The following is a 21525-nucleotide window of genomic DNA, read 5'->3' on the forward strand; positions in this document are numbered from 1 at the left end:
GGTGAAAATAATTCGCGAATACAATAAGTCAATAATGACGGATCAGGCTCTTTATTTATATGAGTAAATTAACCCGTTGCTTATAAATACGCGACGGTATAAGTCAGCATGGTGTTAACGGCACCGGTATCGGCAGCGTCTGAACCGACTTTATAGTAGTTCGCATACAGATCGACAGTGGCGCTATCACCTTCAACATTCGTATCAAGGTTAGTATGCAGGTTCAGCGGCGTCTGGCTATTGGCCAGCGTGCTGAGTGCGATACCCACGTTTTTCTTCGTGCCGTCGGTTCTCAACTGTGTGTTGTTCAGATACAGACCATCGTTAGAAATACTGTCTGAACTCAGGATCAGATTCAGGGTATTTTTATTTCCCGCGCCATCGTCCTGCCCCAGGGAAGCAGAAGTACAGCCGGTAAATTCCAGAGTAAATTGTTTACGGTTTTTCTGGATCAGACCTGCGGTAGATGCATCGCTAACGGCGATGGGATCTAATGGAATCGTCAGGTCAGCAGAGTTTCCGCCGTTAATTGTACAGGTTGTATCAGTAACTTGGCCGGTAAAGGTGATAGTACCGCCAGAAGCCTCGGTTGCAGCGCTGACATTAAAGGCTGCGAAGGATGACGCGATAACGAAAGAAGAGATAGCGAGCTTTTTCATTGATATTAACTCCAGTATGTTTGCTCCCGTCCTGGGGACGAACATTTCATGTCACAAAACCGTCCTGGTCTTGCTGTCTACATCCGTAAAATCCCTGAAAACGGAAAAATGGAGCCTGCATCATTATTTCCATCAGGTTAGGTGATGATCCTAATTGATGTAACACAATCTTAAAATATCAGTTTAAGAATTTACTTAAATTAAGTGTATTAGTCTGCTGTTTTGGTTTTTTTTCTTGTTTATCAGCATATGGCACTGATCGTGTAACTGAGATGTAACTTTAAATTTTAAAATTCTTATAAAACGAAAGGTAAAATGGAAAAAATCTGATGCTTACATTCAGTAATATTGATTTACACAATCAGGTAACGACAAAAAAAGAGAATATTTTGCGCGCTAATGTTATATTTATAAAGAAAAGTAGTTAAATGTTCTTTATTTGTTTTGTTTTTGTTTCATTGTTCGGGGTGAATTATTTTAATTAATAAGATTTATTAAAATGAAAGTGGGTGAAGAGGATGAGCAAAAGGGATAAAAACGCCCAGGCATGCAATATAAAATGGCGTTTTAATAAAAAGGAGAGCAGAGGGGGATTGCTGCCTTATTCTTGCAGGTACGCACTGACGCTAACTAAATAGCGCAATGGCAGGGGAGCAGAGTGTACGGCTTTGCCATATGGGGACTGTTATATACCGCAAACTCCGTATTTTTATAGGCGGGGCTGCGTTCTGTCGTTGCATTCCGGCCTTTATCTGTCCCTTAATTCGCTCCCGATCACCGCAGACTTCCCAGCATTTTATCTTCTTCGGCGCCGCTGATTAACCGGGTTAATTCCTGACAGGCAGCAATACGGCCATTTTCTAATGTGAAACAGGCAAAGACTTCGGTTTGTGCCTGTTCGCCGTTCGTTTTGATGACGGTCACCAGGTGATGGGTCAGAACGTGATTGCCCTGCTGAGCGATGGCCAGAATGTTCACCTTCATGGTACGAGTAACCTGTTTTAGTTTTGCCATGTGTGCGACGAAGTTCTCGTAATCAAGGTCGATGCCATTTACCGTCTGGCGATAATCGGGCGTGAAAAATAATTCGATAGTGTGTTCATCGTGCCCAGGTCGGGAAATAACGGCATCAAGCGCCTGAGCAATGCGTTGCATCATATTTTCCAATGTTCTCTTCCTCATCGTGATTGCGTACAGGGAAGATTACCCTCAGACTGAAGCGGCAAAGTAACCGTAGTAAGACAATAAATACGCTAAATCGGCCATGATGATAGAAAGCATTCAACCTTTACATCACTCCTCTAAGCATACGACTCAGTGGCACCATCACCCTGGCGGGCAGTTGTACTGGATCACGCGTGGCATGGTGATGGTCGAAACGGAACAAGGGCAGTGGGCGTTGACGCCCGGTTCGGTAGGGTGGATTCCGCCGTCGTTACCCCATTGCGCGTGGATGCCGGTGAGTGCATATGGCGCCAGTCTGCACTTCAGCGCGGAATTTTGCGGGGTCTTTCCCTCCTCGCCGTGCATTCGGGCAGCGTCGCCTTTTCTACTGCTGTTGCTTGAGAAAATTTGTGGGGAGGGAACCATCGGAGAGCCTTCAGAGCGGCTGGCTCACCTGTTGCAGGTTATGGTCGATGAGATTCGCTATGCTGATGCGCTCTCTTCACAATTGATCCTTCCCGACGACAGAAGGGTCAGACAGATTGCGCAAAAAATACTGGCCGACAGGGCCTATACGCTGAGTCAGGCAGAGCTGGCGAAACAGGCCGGGCTGAGCGTCAGGACGTTGAGCCGCCTTTTTATACAGCAGACGGGATTAACATTCGGTCAGTGGAAGCAAAAAGCGAAAGTCATTTTGTCGCTGGAATATTTACTGCGCGGAGAGCCTGTCAGCCTTGTCGCGCAATTAGCGGGTTATGAGAATGTGAGTGCATTTATTGCCGTGTTCAGGCGTTTTATGGGAATGACGCCAGGGCAGTTCTATCTGCGTTTCGGTCATGGTACGAATGTGGTTTAAAAAAAGGTCGCATAAATAGAGTCACTTATGCGACAAGGCACACGGAGTCAGACATCCCTGCCTGTATAATAGAATCTTATGATTTGTTCTTCGTTTTCTCCAGAATGACGCCTTCCAGAAAAATAATTCTGTTTTCCAGCAGATTAATATAATCCTTCATCAGGACATTTTCTTGTCGCAACGTTTTAAAGACATTAATTTTTAAGTTAAGGTCGTGGTCTATTTTATTTCTTCCTGTTTTTTTTATGTTTAACAGTTCCCTTTCCATAAATATTCCTTATGCTTATAAGGTTATGCCTTTATTTCTTGTTGCTCATATTTATGCTGTGTAATTATCTTGTCAAGATTATTATTTTTTCTCATTGGATTTAAGATGCAAGGACAATGTACCGGAGAGAATAAATGAGACTCTGGACTCAGGCGGTTCTGTTTACATTGATGTATTACGCTTTTATCAGTGTTGACATGTTATCAGTTAGTTGTTTATATAACATATATTTTACAGGGAAAAGTTCATAATTGTGATATGGTCACTTGAACTCTTTTTTATTAGACTGCATGTCTTTCATTTTTTTGCTTATTTAGCACGCTCATACAGATCTTTTCTAAACTTTACCTGATGTGCGCCTGTCTTCTTCTTCCTGAAAAGACGTATAATTGTGAAACACAATTCGTACAAGGATAATAATTATGCCGAAAATCATTCAGTCTTTATTATTATTTATTGCACTAAGTAATATCTCAATGGCATCGACGCAGGAAACGGCGTTTTTGGCTGAACGCGGGCTGGCGGGAAAATCGGTTGAGCAAATGGTGGATGCTATCGATCAAAACCCTCAGGCGCGTCCTTTACCGTATACCGCTTCTGTGACCAGCACGGATCTGAAACTGTCGGCGAATGGCGAAACGTACACCTTTCCGCTGGGTGAGAAATTTTATCTCTCGCTGGCGCCTTATGAATATCAAACCCATCCCTGTTTTAACCACAGTCTTTCAGGTTGCCAGGGAGAAATGCCGGACAGCTGGTTTGATGTGAACGTGACAGATCGGAACGGTACGGTGTTGATACATAAGAAAATGAAAAGTTATCAGAATGGCTTTATCGGGTTATGGCTGCCGCGTAACACTGAGGGGATGATTGAAATCAGTCATGAGGGGAAAAAAGCGGCTTATTCGTTTAAAACCGCGAATGACAGTCAGACTTGCCTGACCGACCTGCAATTACGCGCTGCCTCGTAAAGGGATAAACAGCCTGAAGAGATGACTGACGATGTGCTGCATTCTTCGCCAGTCTCTATCTTCAGGGCGATTCCCTTGCCGGTGACTCAGCCCCGCATCGGGTGTGAATCACGTATCATGTAATGGTGACTTCTTTTCGGATTTTGTTTTGAAATTCCGTAGACAGCGATTTAAATTGCGCTCGCTTTTCTGTCAGTGTGGTAATGACTTTATTGCTGCTGGTACATCTGCCGTAGATAAAGTCAAAATAGATAGAGCAGTTTGAAACTTTACACAGCGTATTATAATCATCCTGTAGATGCGGAAAGTAAATAGATATTAATGCTTTTATTTTGGAGTAAAGTTTGCTGTCGCCGCTTATTGTCGGTTGTGTTATCGGCGTTTCTGTGGCGCTTTTACTCTTCACTTTTGTAATGAAAAACTCAATGGTGGATATTCGATACGTATGCCATTCGATTTCCATTGCTAACAGCTCCTCATATTTTTGCAGAATTTTATTATTCTGATCCTCTTTCCTTTTGAGTTCCAGCCCATCCATTATTTTTTGTTCTATTTTAGCTTCGGCTTTCAGAATGAGTATCCATCCTCCAGACAGTGCCAGGATGCAGCCAATTATGATTAAGGAGATAATAAATATTATGTCCATACATCAGACTCCTTCATTTGTTATTTTGCTCAAATTGCCTGAGTACCATTGCGACACAATCCGGCCTGTACTTAAATCTTATGTTGTATGATTGCTATAAATTCTGTTGATATTTTAAAAAATAGATGCAGAGTTAGCTGATATGTTTCATTAAGTCAAATCAGATCGCCTTGTCAATGTGTAAATAAAGTATTTGTTTTCTGTTCAAGCGTAAGGTTTTTGATTTTTCTTATTTCTGTTAGACATGAGGCAGAGTATTAGTAATTCTCTTAGGGCGTTAATGGACGAACATACAACAAAAGGAGTTTGTTATGGAGTGGAGCGTCGAAAATAACCTGGTGTGCCCGACAACGGGAACCGCCTTTGCGCTGACCAGCGGAGCGGAAAATCTTAAGTTCATTCTGTGGTATAAGGGCGATTATTTTTTACGCACAGGTTCCGTTATCTCCCCGGAGGATTCAGGCGTCCTGGCGAACGGGAAAAAAAGAAACATCAAAATCCTGCACGTTTTCCCCTACAGCAATGCGTTATGGGCCTCTTTTCATAACCGAATTGATTGCCCGGGAAATGGCGTTGTTACCATCAATCACTGTGCGCGACAGCAGCGGTGCGTATTCACGCTTTGTCCGTATGGCGCGAGGACTGTCACCGGATAAAATAATTTATGGCGTGACTATTCTGGCATCGCAGAACGTCGTCGTTACATGCAAATTGGGTATCCATCCTTTTTATTGCTGTCATTTAAGACGGGCCGGTTTTGTGTCGCCTGAATACAGAGTGCCCTGAGTAGAAAAGAAGCGACCTGATATGTCTTTAAGGTTTATAACAAAATCAGATAAAAGAATCCTTACAGCTTCTGTCTTTCTGTTTTTTCTGGTATTTGCCAGCGTGCTGTGGCTGGAGTTAACGAGCGTACAGCAAAGTAAGCAGGCGCTGCTGCAATCTGAGGTCAAAAGTCTGGCTTTTGTCGTCGATAAAGTATTAGGCGATGCCCGACTGGCGATTGCGCAGGCGCAACCGTTACTGGGTCAGCCCTGTAATACGACACTGGAAAAAAAGCTCAATATTATCCCCACACGCTACCCGCATCTTCAGTCGCTTAACTTTACGCAGGGCAATACGATTTATTGTTCCTCGCTACTCTACAACAAAGGGTACACCCTGAGTCCTGCTCTCTCTTTACAGCAGGGCATAAGGGTTGATCGGGTGATCACCTCTCCGCATGATTTCATCATGATGCTTTATGTTTCTTATCCGGCGGGAAGAATATTTGCGGCTTCTGATGTGCGCATTATTGTTGAGCGCATCAAAAATATGGCGTTCAGCGATCGTATTGTTTTACGCATGAACGATAAAATTTTAACCGCCTCTGGCGTTAAACCGGGGAGTTTGCAGGAGTCGCATTTTTCACACTATATAAAAGCGGAAAGTTATAACAAACTTTATACGATTGCCTGGCGAAAAACCGAACTGGGGGATGCGCTGGTCGTGATCGCCCACTCATGGCGCTATATTGCGATGATTATCGCCAGTGCGCTCGTATCATCCATATTGCTCTGGTTACTGTTATCGCATCGGGCATCATTACCTCATCACCTTGCGGTGGCCATCAGAAGAAATGAAATCCAGCCTTACTACCAGCCGATTGTATGCGCCAAAACAAACCGCGTGATTGGCGCGGAAGTTCTGGCCCGCTGGCAACATTGTGAAGCGGGTTCTGTTTCTCCCGATATCTTTATTCCGGTGGCAGAACGTGCCGGGTTGATTGCCGACCTGACGAAAGGATTACTGGATCTGGTGGTCATCGATATTCAACGCTCGGTCACGGTATTTAAACCGGGTTTTAAATTTAACCTGAACATCAGCCATGCTCATCTGGTGAAGGACTCTTTTTATTCATTCATCGGGACGTATTCAGGTGTGTTTCGCGAACAGAACCTGCAACTTGTTTTTGAAATCACCGAGCGTGGAGAGATCGAAGTGAATGATGATATCTCCAATAAAATTGATTATATGAAGATTCATAATGTCGGGCTGTCGCTGGATGACTTTGGCACGGGGTTTTCTAACCTGTCTTATATCACTGGCCTGCGGCCAGAGAATATTAAAATAGGTCGCATGTTTATTAATCTGATTTCGGAAGGGAAAAATACGCCGCTTGTTGATTGTGTGGTCGAGATGGCACAAAGAATGCGTATTCAAACGACTGCGGAAGGGGTGGAGCATAAGTACCAGGTTGATTATCTTCGATCTAAAAATGTTGATTTCTTCCAGGGCTATTTCTTCTCCCGGCCACTTTCATTCGCGAATTTTATCCGCTTTATCAGAGGTTATCAGGTTGTCACGTAACATACTGATTATAGGAATTATATCCTGAAGGACTCTGCGCGGGGGAGGGGGCGTGATATGAACGATAAGCTATCTCAAGTGCGTGACAGATTACCGCTCATAATAATTATGCTGTATAGCGATGATTCAGACTGGCGTCTCTTTACCTAAATCATACTGAATTAACTGCCATTGCACGGGCGAGCCCTGATAATAAGGCATCATTTCCCCTTTTTTTAGGTTCACTACAGCCGATACCGCGGTGCTGGACAATTGCCAGTAGCCGCTTTGTGGACTGGCCTGCCCGCTGTTACGCGTGATGCCGAGAGGTTTGCGACTGGCATCGTTTTGTGACGAACCTGAGGAGAGTGTCGAAAGCATGTAATTACTACTGTCTATCTTCATAACCTAACAATCCATGAGGAACACATATTGTTATCAAGCGACATTTACCGGCAACAACTTAAATCAGGGAGGTGATTATTCATAATGTGAATAAAATCTTGTGACTTATTGCAAATAAAACATAATTTAGCCAAAATAAGCCCCTGTATTGGTTAAAGATTATTCATAATGATTGGTCGCCTGATTAACTGTCTGATACTCCTTGTGTCATTCTCCGCTGCCAGCGCTTATGCGGTTAACTGTCAGCGTGCTTCTATGCCTTTAGAAAACACCATTTGTAACAACGACAATCTTCATTGGCTGGACAGCACAATGACGGTTATCTATCACACGATGTTGGTCAGAAACCCTTCTCAACAGGTTCACAAGAAGTACCAGGAATGGGAAAAGTCGCTACAGGCGTGTACCTCCGACAGCTGCATTGAGCGCGCCTACTATCAGGGCATCAGTTCTATTTCAGACGTTGCCCCGGATTTTGACTGGGAAGGGCTGTGGTGGAACACCAGTGTGTCCAATTTAAGTGGCGGAATGATCCAGTTCAGCCGGAGCGCGGAATGGTCAGTCACGACGGATATTCGCGTCTGGTCGGGATTGAATAAAGATGAGTTTACGGCCGAAGCCCGAAAACTGTACGGCATGGCGCTGGTCGAACGTATTGCCGATACCAGTAATTGCAAACTGCTGTTTATCCCCCGTAAAAGCGGCGCGCTTCAGGTCTACAGCAACGCGGACTGGGGATGCCGGATTTCGATGCCGACGGGGGCATTTATTGATGGGCGCTATCTGCGCTCGGATCACGATCCCCGCCCGAAGGCGACGCTGTACTCGCTGGGAATTTTCTCCGACCCCAAAATGGATGAGCGTTTCCGCGCGCTGGTGGGGGATGATTACCAGAAGTTTGTGGATACCGCCAACGTTTACATTTATCAGGATGATATAGATAACATCGGCGCAACGGTCGTCTCTATGTGGGTGCGTGGCGCGGCGAACAACCATACGGCCATTATTATGTACACGCAAAGCAATATCTGGGCGGCGAGGGTAGAACGCGACAGCGCCGGAAAAATGCAGTTGTACTACTTCAGCACCAGAGGTAACGATATCAAGAAAATGCCGCGTACGCTCGCTGGCTGGAAACTGCGTTACCTGGATCAATAAAACCTGTCGTTATGGGAAAGGAGATCGTCATCGCGATCTCCTTTGTCGATCTCCTGCCGGTTATGCCAGCGTCCCTACGACGTTCAGATCCGCGTCATCCGGCACTTCATTATAAGAAAGAATATGCAGCCCGCTGGCGAACAGTCGGCCATAGCGGGAGATCACCGGACGTAGCTGCGGCGTTACCAGCAGCAGCGGCGGCAGCCCTTTCGCCTTCATCTGCTCGTAAATCATCGGCATTGTCGTCTGCAACTGGGTCAGAATGTTCGGATCGACAGGGAAGCTATCCAGCGCCACTTTTCCGGCCTGCTGCGCCTGGTTGAGCGCGCCCAGCAGCATATTCTCCAGCTGGCTGTCGATGGTGTAGGCCGCGAGTTGTTGACGATCGCCGTTAATGGTGTGAACGATGGCGCGGCGCAGAGCATAGCGCACGTCGGAGGTCAGCAGCACGGGATCTTTCGTCACGGTGACGCTTTCCAGCAATGTGGACGCGATGGTGACGATATCCTTCAGTGAAATCTGCTCCAGCAATAACTGGCGATAAATGCGCAGCAGCAGACTGTAGTTAAACGCGGCATTTAAATCCTCCGCCAGCTTTGGTGCCTGGAGCGCCAGGCGCGCATGCAGGTGGGTAATATCGTCATAGTTAAACAGATCTGGCAGATGCTCGCGGGCGACCTTGTTGACGTGCGTCGCCACCACGCTCGCGCAGTCAACCACCTGATAACCAAGATTCAGCGCTTTCGCCTTTTGTTCCGGGTCGATCCAGACAATCGCCATGCCGTAAGCGGGGTCGGTATCCAGTATGCCGTTGATCTCCCCGTACAATTCAGTGCCGGGAATCGCCATCAGTTTTTCAGCCTGGACTTCGCCGAGCGCGGTACGAATGCCGTTGATATGAATCGCGTATTGCGCCGGTTTCAGGCGGAAGTTTTCCCGGATGCGGATCTCTGGCAGCAGTACGCCGCAGTGCTCGGAAATGACCTGGCGAACGCCGCGTATACGTTGTGACAACGGACTGCCCTTCGACTCATCCACCAGCGTGACCAGTTTATAGCCGAGATTCAGGCCAATGGGCTCCACCAATGGAATGCTTTCCCAGGAAACGCCTGGCGTCGCATCCGGCGCGATGGCTTCGGTGATGGCCTCCATATCCGTCTCTTCCTGGGCGGGCTGCACCGCTTTGCTCTGCCGCCAGGCGGCAAACAGCAGCAGGGCGGTGAAGCTCAGGAAGGCGATGTGCGGCATTCCCGGCACAATCGCGAGAATAAACATCACGAAAGCGGCGGTATAGAGCACCTTCGGGCGAGAGAGAAGCTGGATTTTTATCTCATCGCTGACGTCATTGCCTTCGCTGACGCGAGTCACGATAATCGCTGCGGCAGTCGCCAGCAGCAGCGATGGGATCTGGGCGACCAGACCGTCACCAATGGTCAGCAGAACGTACTGGCGGAACGCGTGGCTGGCATCGAGATCGTATTTAAAAATACCGATACAGATACCGCCGATCACGTTGATGATCAGCACCATGATCCCGGCGATGGCGTCACCGCGAACAAACTTCGACGCGCCGTCCATCGCACCGTAGAAGTCTGCTTCTTTCGATACTTCCTGTCGGCGGTTTCGGGCCTGCTGCTGGTTAATCAGACCCGCGTTCAGATCGGCGTCGATAGCCATCTGTTTGCCCGGCAACGCATCCAGGGTAAAGCGCGCGGAAACCTCGGAAATACGTTCCGCCCCTTTGGTGACCACCACGAAGTTGATGATCATCAGGATGATAAACACCACGAAACCGACGACGAAATCGCCGCCGATGACCACCTGACCAAAGGCTTCAATGACCTTACCCGCCGCGCCTTCGCCTTCATGACCGTGCAGCAACACCACGCGGGTAGAGGCGACGTTCAGCGTCAGACGCATTAACGTTGTGATCAGCAACAGCGTCGGGAAAATAGCAAAGTCCAGCGGACGCTGCATATTCACCGATACCAGCAGCACGATGACCGCCAGGACGATATTAAAGGTAAACAGAATATCCAGCATCAGCGGCGACAACGGCAGAATAACCATTGCCAGCACGCAAAGAAGCAGAATAGGCACGCCGACTTGCCCCTGACGGAGCACGCTCAGCGCGTTGCGCAATTTACTGTTCGCCATTGGCTTTCAGTACCTCTTGAGGAATGTTGATTTGCCTGTTCAGGCGGGGCTTTTGTTCCACGTTGCCTTCGCGCCAGGATTTTAATTGCATGACGTAGGTCAGTACGTGGGCAATCGCGCGGAAAAGCTGCGTGGGAATCTGTTGGTTAACGCGGGTGGTGTAATAAACTGCCCGCGCCAGCGGCGGAAATTCCACCACCTCGATATTGTGATTAGCGCCCACTTCACGGATCCAGAGCGCAACATCGTCGATTCCTTTAGCAACGATGTAAGGGGCTTCGGCACGCTGTGGATCATATTTCAGCGCAACGGCGTAATGCGTCGGGTTGGTGATGATAACGTCTGCCGTTGGTACGGTTCGCGCGATTTGCCCCATCGCCATCTGACGCTGAAGCTGGCGGATGCGTCCTTTAATCTGTGGATTACCGTCGTTGTTTTTATACTCTTCTTTCACTTCCTGTTTGGTCATGCGCATTTTTTTGGTGAACATGAACTTACTGAGCGGTACATCCAGCAGGGCGAAAATGACGATAACGGCGATGAAGTAGCTGAAGACGTGACGAAAAATGGCAAACCCTTGTCCGATCGCCTGACGAAGATAAAGCTGTTGCAGGTGCAGCAGAGCGTGCATGGAATCATGCACCATCATGTACAACACGGTAAGAATAATGCCGCACTTGAGCAGCATCTTGCCGACTTCCGTGTAGTGGCTGGCGGAAAACATCCGCTTGATGCCGCTAATGGGGCTGAGCTTTTTAAAATCCGGCTTCAGTTTTGTGGGGGTAAAAATCCAGCCGCCAGGCACCAGGCTTGCCACTATGCAGCACAGCGGAATCGGAATCAGCGTTGCGATAAAGCGCAGTACAACCCAGACGTTCAGCAGCATAAACTGATTCAGCGCCGTGGGATCGTCGAGCCTGCCCGCCATTTCACCGACAGCGGCAAACGATTCACGGATTAACTGCTGGTAATAGGGTAGAAATGCGGCAAGGGTGAAAAACGACGCCAGCAGTCCCGCCGCCATCGTCAGATCTTTTGAGCGCGGGAGGTCGCCTTTTTCACGCGCTTTGCGCAGTTTTCCGGGGGTGGGTTTTTCGCTTTTGTCGCCGCTGGAGGACATTACGGCACCCTTATGGCGTCGAGCTTCGCCAGTATTTCATTGGTGAGATTGAGATAGTGATCAGGAATGTTGGTCACCATCATCGAGATACAGAGCAACCCAAACAGCATACTGATCGGAAAACCCAGCGAGAAAAGGTTCAGCGTTGGTGAAACGCGGTTTAGCAGGCCAAATCCGCCCTGCACAATCAGCATGACGAACGTCGTCGGCAGCGCGATAAGCGTCGCAGATGCCATAATCCAGCCCAGTCCCTGAACAATCAGCGTCAGCGTTGGCTGGTTAATCGCCTGACCAATAGGCCAGTAGCTAAAGCCTTTGAACAGAATCGTGACCAGCAGCAGGTGCCCATCCATGATGAAAAAGAGCAGTGCGCAGAAAACATAAATGATCTGCGAAATCACCGTAGTGGAGCTGCCGTTGACCGGGTCGTTCATCATCGCCATCCCCAGCCCCATGTTCATCGACAGAATATGCCCGGCGGTTTGCAGCGTGACAAAGACGAGCTGGAGCGCCATGCCGAACAGGAATCCCCACAGGAGCTGCTCGCCGATCAGCAAGACGGTGCGCATCGAAAGCAGTTCGCTGAGCACAACATTATTGGGCAGCATGGGGGTGATAATGATCGACAGCGCCAGCGCTGCGGCAATCTTAATGCGACGGGAAAAAGCCCGGTTGTCCAGCACGGGCGCGAACTGCAAAAACGCCAGGATGCGGAAAAAGGGCAGCACCAGAGCCATCAGCGGCGTGAACAGCGCCTGTATATCGATTCCCATCGCCGCTTAACCGACCAGCGCCGCCGCCTGGTGAAAGATCTGGATCGTAAAATCCACCAGTTGCGTCAGCATCCACTTACCGGCGAAGATCAGCACGCCCAGGGTGACGACCAGTCGCGGCAGAAAGCTCAGCGTCTGTTCGTTAATTTGCGTGGTGGCCTGAAAAATACTGACGCACAGCCCGACAATCAGGCTGGGAATAATGGCGACGGCGGAAATCAGCAGCACCAGATGGATGCCGGTCGCCATGATGTCGCCTGCCGTGTCCATGTTCATCATCGCTAAAGACCCTGAACGCTGGAGGCCAGCGTACCGACGATCAATGTCCAGCCATCGCACAGGACGAACAGCATCAGCTTAAAGGGCAGCGAGACGATCAGCGGCGAGAGCATCATCATCCCCATCGCCATCAGGATACTGGCGACAATCAGGTCGATCACCAGGAAGGGGATATAGATCATAAAGCCGATCTGGAAGGCGGTTTTCAGTTCGCTCAGCAGATAGGCCGGAGTCACGATCGTGAGATCCTGCTCGCGCGCATCGCCCTCGATCCCGGCGATGCTCATCATTTGCGCCATCGCTTTATTGTTCGTCTGGGCCAGCATGTAGTTCTTCAGCGGCACTTCCGCCTTCGCCAGCGCCTGTTTCAGCGTGATTTCATCTTTTTGAAAAGGGTCAATGGCGTCAGTATAAATCGTGGTCCAGACCGGGCGCATCACCAGCAATGTCAGCGCCAGCGCAATCCCGGTAAGAATTTTATTGGGTGGACTTTGTTGCAGCCCGAGCGCCTGGCGCAGAATCGCCAGAACGATAATGAAGCGGGTGAAACAGGTCATCATCAGCACCATGATCGGCAATAAGCCGAGCAAAGTCATCAGGATCAGGATCTCAATTTTAACGTTGTAATCCTGACCTGCGCCGTTGGCGGCGGTGCTAAAGAGGGTAATGTCGCCATTTGCAGCCAGTGCCGGTTGTGCGACAAGCAGACCCAGGAGCAGCAGAGCGATGCCGCTTCTGTTAAACAAGCGGTTCATCGCGTGAGCTCACCGAGTTCTTTGGCGTTGAATTCAATGATTCGCAGGCCGTATTTATCGTTGAGCACCACCACTTCTGCTTTACCAAACAGAATGCCATTCACTTTAATGTCCAGCGGCTCGCCCGCCATCTTGTCCAGTTCGACCACCGAATCGCTGTTGACTGACATTAATTCAGCAAGCGAGATATTTACGGAAGCGACTTCCAGCGTCAGCGTCACGGGAATGCGGCTAAACAGCGCCATTTTACGGATATCCGTCATCGCGGTGTTGCGCGTTTCAGGCTGCAAATCCAGGCGGATATTCCCTTCGACGGTGTCTTCCTGCGTCATATCGCTAAGGTTCAGGTCATCCAGGTCAAGAGACTGGCTTAGCTCGTGTTGCAAATCACTCATATTGCTTCTCGGTTGTCTTATCATAGATATCGCACAAAAACAGCTTGCTACGATCTTCAACGATAGCAGCCTCAAAAATCTGTTCTTTGCCGATAAATACCGGTAAAGGTTCGTTAATGGCGATGGGGATGATATCCCCGGGTTTAATATCGGAAATCTGGGCGACGGTCAGGTTCAGGCTGGCCAGACGCCCGCTCAGTTTTAACGGCAGACTGTCGAACAACCGTTCTATCTGCGCAGGGCTCAGCGGCACGCTTTTCACGGCGCGGCTATCGGCCGCATCTGGCGAACGGAGTATCGCCAGCATCTGATCAACATGGTGGTGATCGAGCAGAATGGTAAAAGAGCCGTGATCGTACCCTTCGAGGGTAAAGGTAATGCACCAGGACCAGTGGCTAATGACCGTTGAATAATCGACCTTAATATCGAGATTTTCGCCAAAGGTTTCTTTGCAAATCACCAGTTGCGTGAGTTCCTGACCCAGTTTACTTCTCAGGCGTTCTTCTGTTTTTGTCACGCGCAACGATTCATCTGGCGCAACATGACTGCTGTCTTTACTTAAACCGTAATAATCATGGAGGATGTTCAGCAATAAGATGCGATCAATAACAAAGGCGACATTTCCGTAAGGCGTCGAAAAAACCTGCGCATTCTTATATTGCTGGTCGATTGCGAAGGTCATCGACTTCAACGCGGCATTAACACGGAGTTTCTTCAGAAAATAAATGCTCAGGCGTGCATCAAGTATGTCAAAACTGTCATTCATCAACTTGGGTAACTTGTGCCACGGCCGACCGAGTTTACTGGTGTCGAGCTTTACCAGAGAAGGTAAATCCTTTCTCTGATGAATTCTGACTCGCTGTGATGCAGGGTTCATGATTATTCCGGGTTACCAAAAGTTTAGATGAAAAATAACGCCACTTTTTGGTTGTTGTGTAGCGTGAACCGTAAAATTTCCTGGAGGTATTTGAGTTTTAAAAATTATGTGTCGCTCTTGAACAACACAGAAGAAACGTCGCTGTCGAAAACTCTCACACATTACGTCAGGATGTAGATTAGACAATCTTAACCCTGCTATTGCAAGCATCCAGGGGTTATTAATCCATTATTTCTCTAGGAATTTTCTCATTAATAACTTTTTTAATTCATTGATTTTTATAGATTAATATTTTAATACCCATTAAAAACAAGACAATTCCTATTCGCTACGTATACTGCCTTTACTTTATGAAAGTTGCCTGATTCATGAGTTAAAAAAACTGTTTATTTTTATTAACATCTTATAAAAACCCATTAACAAACTGGGTTTGTGATGTTTTTAAAAGATGCTTTGAATAATGGCTGAACAGCATATTTCTTATTTTGTTTTTTCTGTTGGTACACCTAAATGAGTATTATCATTGAATGCGAAGATCGTAATAGAAATGGCTTTATCGCCGTTTCTCCTGCCAGCGTTAGCGTAATGTCGTTAGCGCGTCGCGTTGCTAAGTATAATGTATCAGTACTGATTACGGGCGAAACGGGAACAGGGAAAGAGTGTATCGCCAAATACATTCACGAGAATGCCTGCGGCAGTGACGCCCCGTATGTCGGCGTTAACTGTGCAGCTATTCCAGAGAGTATGCTGGAAGCCATTTTATTTGGTTACGAGAAAGGCGCGTTTACCGGCGCTGTTGCGAGCGTCGCCGGTAAATTTGAGCAAGCTAATGGCGGCACGCTGCTGCTTGATGAGATTGGCGATATGCCGTTGGCGTTGCAGGCAAAATTACTGCGCGTATTGCAAGAGCAGGAAGTTGAACGTCTGGGAAGCCATAAGCGTATTCCGTTGGATATTCGCCTGATCGCTTCTACAAATAAAGATTTGCAGCAGGAAATTGCCGAAGGCCGTTTCCGCCAGGATCTTTTCTACCGTATTTCCGTCGTGCCTATTCATATTACGCCGCTGCGTGAACGCAGGCAGGACATCCTGCCATTGGCCCAGCGTTTTATCACTAAATACCGCGCTTTTCATAAAGGCGATCTGCGTCTGAGCGATGAGGCGCGTACCGTCCTGCTCAGATACGACTGGCCGGGTAATGTCCGTGAACTGGAGAATGTGATTCAGCGCGGCATGATTTTGTGCAACGGCGAAGAGATTCACGCCGCCGACTTTGGCCTGGCCGTTCGCGCTTCCCAGCCTGAAGCGCCGGTTATCGAAATGATGCCTGCCTATCGCGAGCAGGAGACGGGCAACCCGTCGATCCGCGATGTCAAACTGCACGGGCGGCTGGCGGAATACCAGTACATCATCGATCTGCTTAAACGCCATAAAGGCAACAAATCCAAAACCGCAGAGTTTTTAGGCATCACCCCACGCGCTCTACGTTATCGTCTCGCCTCCATGCGCGACGAGGGTATTGATATTGAATGTTATTCCTGAGGCCAGGAAGGATTGATGAATGGATAAGATTACTGCCGCAGGCATTAACACGACACACCAGGCGTTGCTGAACAGAATGCAGCAAACCGCTTCATTAGCGTCAGCCGGTTCGGTTGACGCCTCTTTAACTATCGCTCCCGCCAGCAACGCGTTTGGCGTCAGTGAACCGATTTCCTTTGCGGGCGCGCTGAATAACGCTATCGATAACGTCGATGCGATTCAACACAGCGCAGGCGCAAAGCAAAAAGCGATTGATATGGGGCTGAGCGACGACTTAGCTGGTGCGATGATCGAAAGTCAGAAAGCCAGCGTGGCTTTTTCGGCCATGATGCAGGTGCGTAATAAGCTCACCACGGCACTGGACGAAGTAATGAATATTCCGCTCTAAGGTTTTAACCGTGCTTACTAAGATTAAAAGTCGTCTCCCTTCCGTGTCGGTGCCATCCGGTCTGAATAAGCCCCAGCTCATGGCGATTGTGGGCGGTGTGGTGCTGGCGGCCGCGATTATTCTGTCGCTGTGGAACCGCAATCAGGGTTATGTCGCGCTCTACGGTTCGCAGGAACATCTGCCGGTGTCACAGGTGGTGGACGTTCTGGGGGCAGAAAACATCGCTTACCGCATTAACCCGGACAATGGCCAGATTCTGGTGAGCGAAAGCAAACTGCCGCAGGCGCGAATGGCGCTGGCGGCAAAAGGCATCAGCGCGGCGACGCCCGATGGCTACGAGTTGATGGACAAAGAAGAGATGCTCGGCAGCAGCCAGTTTATTCAGAATGTCCGTTACAAACGCAGCCTGGAAGGGGAACTGGCGAAGAGCATCATGGCGCTGGACCCCGTGGAAAACGCGCGCGTCCATCTTGGGCTTAACGAGTCCAGCTCCTTTGTATTGACCAACAAACCGACCAGCAGCGCATCGGTCATGGTGCAACTGCACTATGGCAGAAAACTGGATGAGCAGCAGGTCGCTTCTGTCATTCAACTGGTGGCCGGAAGCGTACCGGGTATGCAACCTGGCGCGGTGCGGGTGGTCGATCAGAGCGGTAATTTGTTGTCTGACGGCATCGAAGGCCCGGATGGCGGCATGACGAGCAAGCGCATGGGCGATGACGTCATGCAGCGCATTCGCGAGGATACCACGAAAAATATCACCAGCCTGCTGACGTCGTTAGTGGGGCCGGGCAACTTCCGTATCAGCGTTGCGCCGACCGTAGATTTAAGCCGTGTGGAAGAGACTCAGGAACGGCTGGGTAAAGATCCGCGCGTCAGCGATGAACAACTGAGCCAGGAAAACACCACCAATGAAATGGCGTTTGGCATTCCCGGCTCGCTGAGTAACCGTCCGGTTAACCCGACGCCGCAGGCTCCCGCCAACCCGGCGGAGGGCAATCCGCCCGCTGAAAACGCTGCAAACGCCGCGAATAACACCGACCCGCGCTCGCTTTCCAGCCGCAGCCAGGAACAGCGTAAGTACGCGTTTGATCGTGATATTCGCCATATCCGCCACCCGGGTTACAAGCTGGAAAAACTGAGTGTCGCGGTGGTGCTGAACCAGGCCGCTCCTGCGCTGGCGAAAATTACGCCGGAACAACTGACGTCGATGACGCGCCTGGTGGAAAGCGCGGCGGGTATCGAAAAAGCGCGCGGCGATGCCTTAACGCTGGATGTTCTGACCTTCACGGCCCCGGCAGACGATGTCATGCCAGACCTGAAATGGTGGCAAGACCCTTCCATGCAGTACTGGGGACAGAATGGCGGAATTGGGCTGCTGGCCTTGCTGACATTGCTGTTTGGCGTTCGCCCGCTGGTACAGCGCTTTGGACGTCGCGACCCGATCACCCTGGATGGCGAGGCGACGAAGAAAGAGCTGGAAGCGCCTGACAATGGGGTGGTGATGAACGATGACGAGTTCGCCAGCCTGTCGAAAGCGGCGTTCAACAATAATGAAGATCTGCTGCCGCCGCAAAGCTCCGGCCTGGAAGCCAAAGTGGAATTCCTCCAGCTGTTGGCCCAGAGCGAAACCGAGCGCGTAGCAGAAGTACTGAAACAATGGATCAACAGCAATGACCGAAGCAACAGTAAGCCGGAATGATAAAAACCACTCAGCCTCAGCCGGGCGCAGCCGTCTGGAGCAGGCGGCGATCCTGCTGATGAGCGTAGGCGAAGAGGCCGCCGCGCAGGTGATGCAGAAGCTGAACCGCGAAGAGGTTATGTTGTTGAGCGAAACGATGGCGCGTCTCCATGATGTGAAGGTGCATCAGGCGCGTCTGGCAATGAACAATTTTTTCTCTGATTACCGCGAACAAAGCGGGATCAACGGCGCCTCACGCACGTATCTGCGCAGCATTCTGGAAAAAGCGTTGGGCGGTGAGATTGCCCGCAGCGTGATCAACGGTATCTACGGCGATGAAATTCGCTACCGTATGGCACGCCTGCAATGGGTCGATATCCCACAGCTGGCGGCATTGATTGAGCAGGAACATCTCCAGCTCCAGGCCGTTTTTCTCGCCTTCCTGCCGCCGGATATTGCCGCCAGCGTGTTAAGCGTTCTGCCGCAAGAACGGCAGGATGAAATTATCTATCGCGTCGCGCGTCTGGACGACATCAATCGTGACGTTATCGACGAACTGGACAGACTGATCGATCGCGGCGTCGCGGTGCTTTCCGAGCATGGTTCAAAAGTGATTGGCCTCAAACATGCCGCCAACATCGTTAACCGTATCCCCAGCAATCAGCAACAGCTGCTGGATCAACTGCGCGAGCGCGATGAGAAAGTGGTCGAAGATCTGAAAGACGAGATGTACGAGTTCTACATTCTCAGTCGTCAGACGCCGGTGACGTTGCAGCGTCTGATGGATGAAATCCCGATCGAAGAGTGGGCGGTAGCCCTGAAAGGGACGGAGCCGGTTCTGCGTCAGGCCATCTTTAACGTGATGCCAAAACGCCAGGTCACGCTGCTGCAAAGCACCACGACCCGCCTGGGGCCAGTGCCGATTAGCCGTATAGAGCAGGTGCGCAAAGAGATCATGCAGGTTGTGCGCCAGCTGGCTGAAGAAGGTGAAATTCAGGTGCAACTGTTTGCCGAGCAGACGGTGGAGTAAACCATGTTCAAGAAACGGAGTTTACCGCTGGATGCCCTGACCGCCAGCCGCCAGGCGGTGGTTAAGCCGCGCTTATACCGCTTCCCGCCCTTGCGTAATCGCAGGATGCCTGCCGGTGTTGTCGCTGATGAAGACGCCGCACCGACGCTGGACCCCGCCGACTACCAGTTACAGGTAAAAGAGGGGTTCCAGGAAGGGATGAACCGGGGGTTTGCCCAGGGGATGGAAGAAGGCCGGGAAGAGGGCTACCAGGAAGGCATTCGTCTTGGTTTTGACGAAGGGATGCGCAAAGGGCTGATTGAAGGTAAACAGCAGGCGCGTCAACAGTTCCTGGACGCCGCCGCCCCGTTTGAGCGCCTGACCGCAGAGGTGCAGAACTACCTGGAGCGTTACGAGCAGCGTCGCCGCGAAGAGTTGCTGCAACTGGTGGAAAAAGTGACCCGCCAGGTGATCCGCTGTGAACTGGCGTTGCACCCGACGCAACTGCTGGCGCTGGTGGAAGAGGCGTTGACCAGCCTGCCGCATCAGCCGGAGCAGGTACGTGTTCAGCTAAACAGCGAAGAATTTATGCGCATCAGCGAGGCCGAACCGGAGAAAGCGCGTGAGTGGGGACTGGTTGCCGATCCTTCTCTGGAGCCGGGAGAGTGCCGCGTTATCACCGATACCACGGAGATGGATGTGGGCTGTCAGCACCGTCTCGATCAGTGCGTAGATGTACTGAAAAACAGTTTGCTGCCGGAATCGCCGCATGAGCAGCCTTGATTTTGAAGAGGCGCTGCGCTCTATCGAGCAGATCGATCTGGCGCGCGTCGCCGGGCGGTTGGTCAGGGTCAACGGCATTCTGCTGGAGTGCGTCGGTTGTCGTCTGGCGGTAGGGCAGATGTGCCACGTTGAAAGCGTCGATCAGGAGATGATGGATGCGCAGGTGGTTGGCTTTGATCGTGACGTGACCTACCTGATGCCCTTCAAGCATCCCTCTGGCCTGATCGCTGGCGCCCGCGTGTTTCCCGCAGGCAAAACTGAAGGGGTTATGATCGGCGATCAGTGGCTGGGACGCGTGGTAAACGGTCTTGGCGAACCTCTTGATAATAAAGGAAAGCTCGGCGGAGATACGCTGTTAGCACAGCAGCTTCCGCAGGTGCATCCGCTTAAGCGTCAGCCTGTTCATGCGCCGCTGGACGTTGGCGTTCGCGCCATCAACGGCTTGCTGACTATTGGTAAAGGCCAGCGCGTCGGGCTGATGGCGGGCAGCGGCGTCGGTAAAAGCGTTCTGCTCGGCATGATCACGCGTTACACCCGGGCGGAAGTCGTGGTGGTAGGGCTGATCGGTGAGCGAGGCCGTGAAGTCAAAGAGTTTATTGAAAATGCTTTGCAGGCTGAAGGGCTGGCGAAGTCGGTGATTGTCGCCGCGCCAGCGGATGAATCGCCGCTGATGCGCATTAAAGCCACCGAGTTATGCCACACCATTGCCGGCTATTACCGCGATAAAGGGAAAGACGTTCTGCTGCTGGTGGATTCCCTCACGCGTTACGCGATGGCGCAGCGCGAAATCGCCCTGTCGCTTGGCGAACCGCCTGCGACTAAAGGCTATCCGCCGTCGGCGTTTGGGATGGTCCCGCGGCTGGTTGAAAGCGCCGGAAACAGCGAAAGCGAGGGATCGATGACCGCGATCTATACGGTGCTGGCGGAAGGGGACGATCAGCAAGATCCGATTGTGGACTGCGCCCGCGCGGTGCTTGACGGGCATATCGTGCTTTCGCGCCACCTTGCCGAGGCCGGGCATTATCCGGCGATTGATGTCGGCCAGTCTATCAGCCGCTGTATGAGTCAGGTGACGGAGCGTGAGCACCAGCTCGCCGCCCGCACGCTGAAACAGCTGTATGCCGAATACCAAAGTATTAAACCGCTGATCCCGCTGGGGGGATACGTTGCAGGCGCCGATCCGCTGGCAGACAGAGCGGTACGCCTTTCGCCCGCGATCAATCAATTCTTACAACAGGAAGTCCAGGATGCCGCGCTGCTTGAGCAGACAATCAGCGATCTGTGCGCCCTGGCGCAGGCAGGGTAATGCAC

General features: G+C 50.5%; 22 protein-coding genes. 11 read left to right on the plus strand and 11 right to left on the minus strand.

Going from position 1 to position 21525, the window contains the following annotated elements; translation table 11 throughout:
• Positions 1 to 80 precede the first annotated feature (80 nt).
• Positions 81 to 659: a fimbrial protein gene (locus OGX75_RS15220; RefSeq protein ID WP_024130637.1), complete on the minus strand. Its 579-nt coding sequence runs from the start codon at positions 657 to 659 to the stop codon at positions 81 to 83.
• 774 nt (positions 660 to 1433) lie between these two features.
• A complete protein-coding gene (locus OGX75_RS15225) occupies positions 1434 to 1817 on the minus strand; it encodes a nuclear transport factor 2 family protein (protein WP_286450940.1) in 384 nt (127 codons plus the stop codon).
• Between the two features lie 106 nt (positions 1818 to 1923).
• On the opposite strand from OGX75_RS15225, the gene OGX75_RS15230 reads away from it, so the two are divergent.
• Together OGX75_RS15230 and cueP are read left to right on the plus strand one after the other, a co-directional pair.
• Positions 1924 to 2679 carry a helix-turn-helix domain-containing protein gene (locus OGX75_RS15230; protein WP_286450910.1) on the plus strand — a complete coding sequence of 252 codons (756 nt, stop codon included), beginning with the start codon at positions 1924 to 1926 and terminating at the stop codon, positions 2677 to 2679.
• 690 nt (positions 2680 to 3369) lie between these two features.
• Entirely contained in the window at positions 3370 to 3918 is a 549-nt protein-coding gene (cueP, locus tag OGX75_RS15235) for a copper-binding periplasmic metallochaperone CueP (RefSeq protein WP_071260005.1), read from the plus strand.
• Between the two features lie 115 nt (positions 3919 to 4033).
• Here the strand turns inward: cueP and OGX75_RS15240 are convergent, their stop codons facing one another.
• Positions 4034 to 4564, minus strand: coding sequence for a hypothetical protein (locus tag OGX75_RS15240; protein ID WP_012133729.1), 531 nt, complete (start codon positions 4562 to 4564; stop codon positions 4034 to 4036).
• Between the two features lie 311 nt (positions 4565 to 4875).
• On the opposite strand from OGX75_RS15240, the gene OGX75_RS15245 reads away from it, so the two are divergent.
• Positions 4876 to 5220 (plus strand): anti-adapter protein IraM, encoded by a 345-nt coding sequence (locus OGX75_RS15245; RefSeq protein ID WP_047458657.1) that lies wholly within the window; start codon positions 4876 to 4878, stop codon positions 5218 to 5220.
• A gap of 232 nt (positions 5221 to 5452) precedes the next feature.
• The gene (locus tag OGX75_RS15250; protein WP_158661222.1) at positions 5453 to 6913 is read left to right on the plus strand and encodes an EAL domain-containing protein; all 1461 of its coding nucleotides are present in this window, start codon (positions 5453 to 5455) and stop codon (positions 6911 to 6913) included.
• 126 nt (positions 6914 to 7039) lie between these two features.
• Here OGX75_RS15250 and OGX75_RS15255 read toward each other — a convergent pair whose 3' ends face one another.
• Positions 7040 to 7297 carry a hypothetical protein gene (locus OGX75_RS15255; RefSeq protein WP_024130634.1) on the minus strand — a complete coding sequence of 86 codons (258 nt, stop codon included), beginning with the start codon at positions 7295 to 7297 and terminating at the stop codon, positions 7040 to 7042.
• A 168-nt stretch (positions 7298 to 7465) separates the two neighbouring features.
• Between OGX75_RS15255 and OGX75_RS15260 the strand changes: the two genes are divergently transcribed.
• Complete coding sequence (locus OGX75_RS15260) at positions 7466 to 8455, plus strand: lysozyme inhibitor LprI family protein (protein ID WP_012133726.1); 990 nt, start codon at positions 7466 to 7468, stop codon at positions 8453 to 8455.
• 60 nt (positions 8456 to 8515) lie between these two features.
• Here the strand turns inward: OGX75_RS15260 and OGX75_RS15265 are convergent, their stop codons facing one another.
• From OGX75_RS15265 to OGX75_RS15295, 7 genes are read right to left on the minus strand one after another with little or no spacing between them, the layout of a single operon-like run.
• Complete coding sequence (locus OGX75_RS15265) at positions 8516 to 10612, minus strand: flagellar biosynthesis protein FlhA (protein ID WP_012133725.1); 2097 nt, start codon at positions 10610 to 10612, stop codon at positions 8516 to 8518.
• Positions 10599 to 11732, minus strand: a complete 1134-nt coding sequence (gene flhB, locus OGX75_RS15270; RefSeq protein ID WP_012133724.1) for a flagellar biosynthesis protein FlhB — start codon at positions 11730 to 11732, stop codon at positions 10599 to 10601. Before flhB ends, OGX75_RS15265 begins: the two co-directional genes overlap by 14 nt.
• Entirely contained in the window at positions 11732 to 12505 is a 774-nt protein-coding gene (gene fliR, locus OGX75_RS15275; RefSeq protein ID WP_049009537.1) for a flagellar biosynthetic protein FliR, read from the minus strand. Before fliR ends, flhB begins: the two co-directional genes overlap by 1 nt.
• 6 nt (positions 12506 to 12511) lie before the next feature.
• Positions 12512 to 12784, minus strand: coding sequence for a flagellar biosynthesis protein FliQ (fliQ, locus tag OGX75_RS15280; RefSeq protein ID WP_012133722.1), 273 nt, complete (start codon positions 12782 to 12784; stop codon positions 12512 to 12514).
• A gap of 2 nt (positions 12785 to 12786) precedes the next feature.
• Positions 12787 to 13539, minus strand: a complete 753-nt coding sequence (gene fliP, locus OGX75_RS15285; protein ID WP_047458650.1) for a flagellar type III secretion system pore protein FliP — start codon at positions 13537 to 13539, stop codon at positions 12787 to 12789.
• Positions 13536 to 13934 (minus strand): flagellar motor switch protein FliN, encoded by a 399-nt coding sequence (fliN, locus tag OGX75_RS15290; RefSeq protein WP_012133720.1) that lies wholly within the window; start codon positions 13932 to 13934, stop codon positions 13536 to 13538. Before fliN ends, fliP begins: the two co-directional genes overlap by 4 nt.
• Positions 13927 to 14811, minus strand: a complete 885-nt coding sequence (locus tag OGX75_RS15295; RefSeq protein WP_047458648.1) for a FliM/FliN family flagellar motor switch protein — start codon at positions 14809 to 14811, stop codon at positions 13927 to 13929. Before OGX75_RS15295 ends, fliN begins: the two co-directional genes overlap by 8 nt.
• Positions 14812 to 15321: 510 nt before the next feature.
• On the opposite strand from OGX75_RS15295, the gene OGX75_RS15300 reads away from it, so the two are divergent.
• The 6 genes from OGX75_RS15300 to fliI are packed head-to-tail and all read left to right on the plus strand — an operon-like array spanning position 15322 to position 21520.
• Entirely contained in the window at positions 15322 to 16353 is a 1032-nt protein-coding gene (locus OGX75_RS15300) for a sigma-54 interaction domain-containing protein (RefSeq protein WP_101743927.1), read from the plus strand.
• 19 nt (positions 16354 to 16372) lie between these two features.
• Positions 16373 to 16741, plus strand: coding sequence for a flagellar hook-basal body complex protein FliE (gene fliE / locus OGX75_RS15305; RefSeq protein ID WP_047458644.1), 369 nt, complete (start codon positions 16373 to 16375; stop codon positions 16739 to 16741).
• A 10-nt stretch (positions 16742 to 16751) separates the two neighbouring features.
• Positions 16752 to 18443, plus strand: a complete 1692-nt coding sequence (fliF, locus tag OGX75_RS15310) for a flagellar basal-body MS-ring/collar protein FliF (RefSeq protein ID WP_101743925.1) — start codon at positions 16752 to 16754, stop codon at positions 18441 to 18443.
• Positions 18415 to 19452, plus strand: coding sequence for a flagellar motor switch protein FliG (locus OGX75_RS15315; protein ID WP_012133715.1), 1038 nt, complete (start codon positions 18415 to 18417; stop codon positions 19450 to 19452). Before fliF ends, OGX75_RS15315 begins: the two co-directional genes overlap by 29 nt.
• Before the next feature lie 3 nt (positions 19453 to 19455).
• Positions 19456 to 20214, plus strand: a complete 759-nt coding sequence (gene fliH, locus OGX75_RS15320; RefSeq protein ID WP_049009546.1) for a flagellar assembly protein FliH — start codon at positions 19456 to 19458, stop codon at positions 20212 to 20214.
• The gene (gene fliI, locus OGX75_RS15325) at positions 20201 to 21520 is read left to right on the plus strand and encodes a flagellar protein export ATPase FliI (RefSeq protein ID WP_286450912.1); all 1320 of its coding nucleotides are present in this window, start codon (positions 20201 to 20203) and stop codon (positions 21518 to 21520) included. Before fliH ends, fliI begins: the two co-directional genes overlap by 14 nt.
• Positions 21521 to 21525 lie beyond the last annotated feature (5 nt).

Origin of the sequence: Citrobacter sp. CK199, from assembly GCF_030333285.1 — a bacterium.
Lineage (GTDB): Bacteria > Pseudomonadota > Gammaproteobacteria > Enterobacterales > Enterobacteriaceae > Citrobacter_B > Citrobacter_B koseri.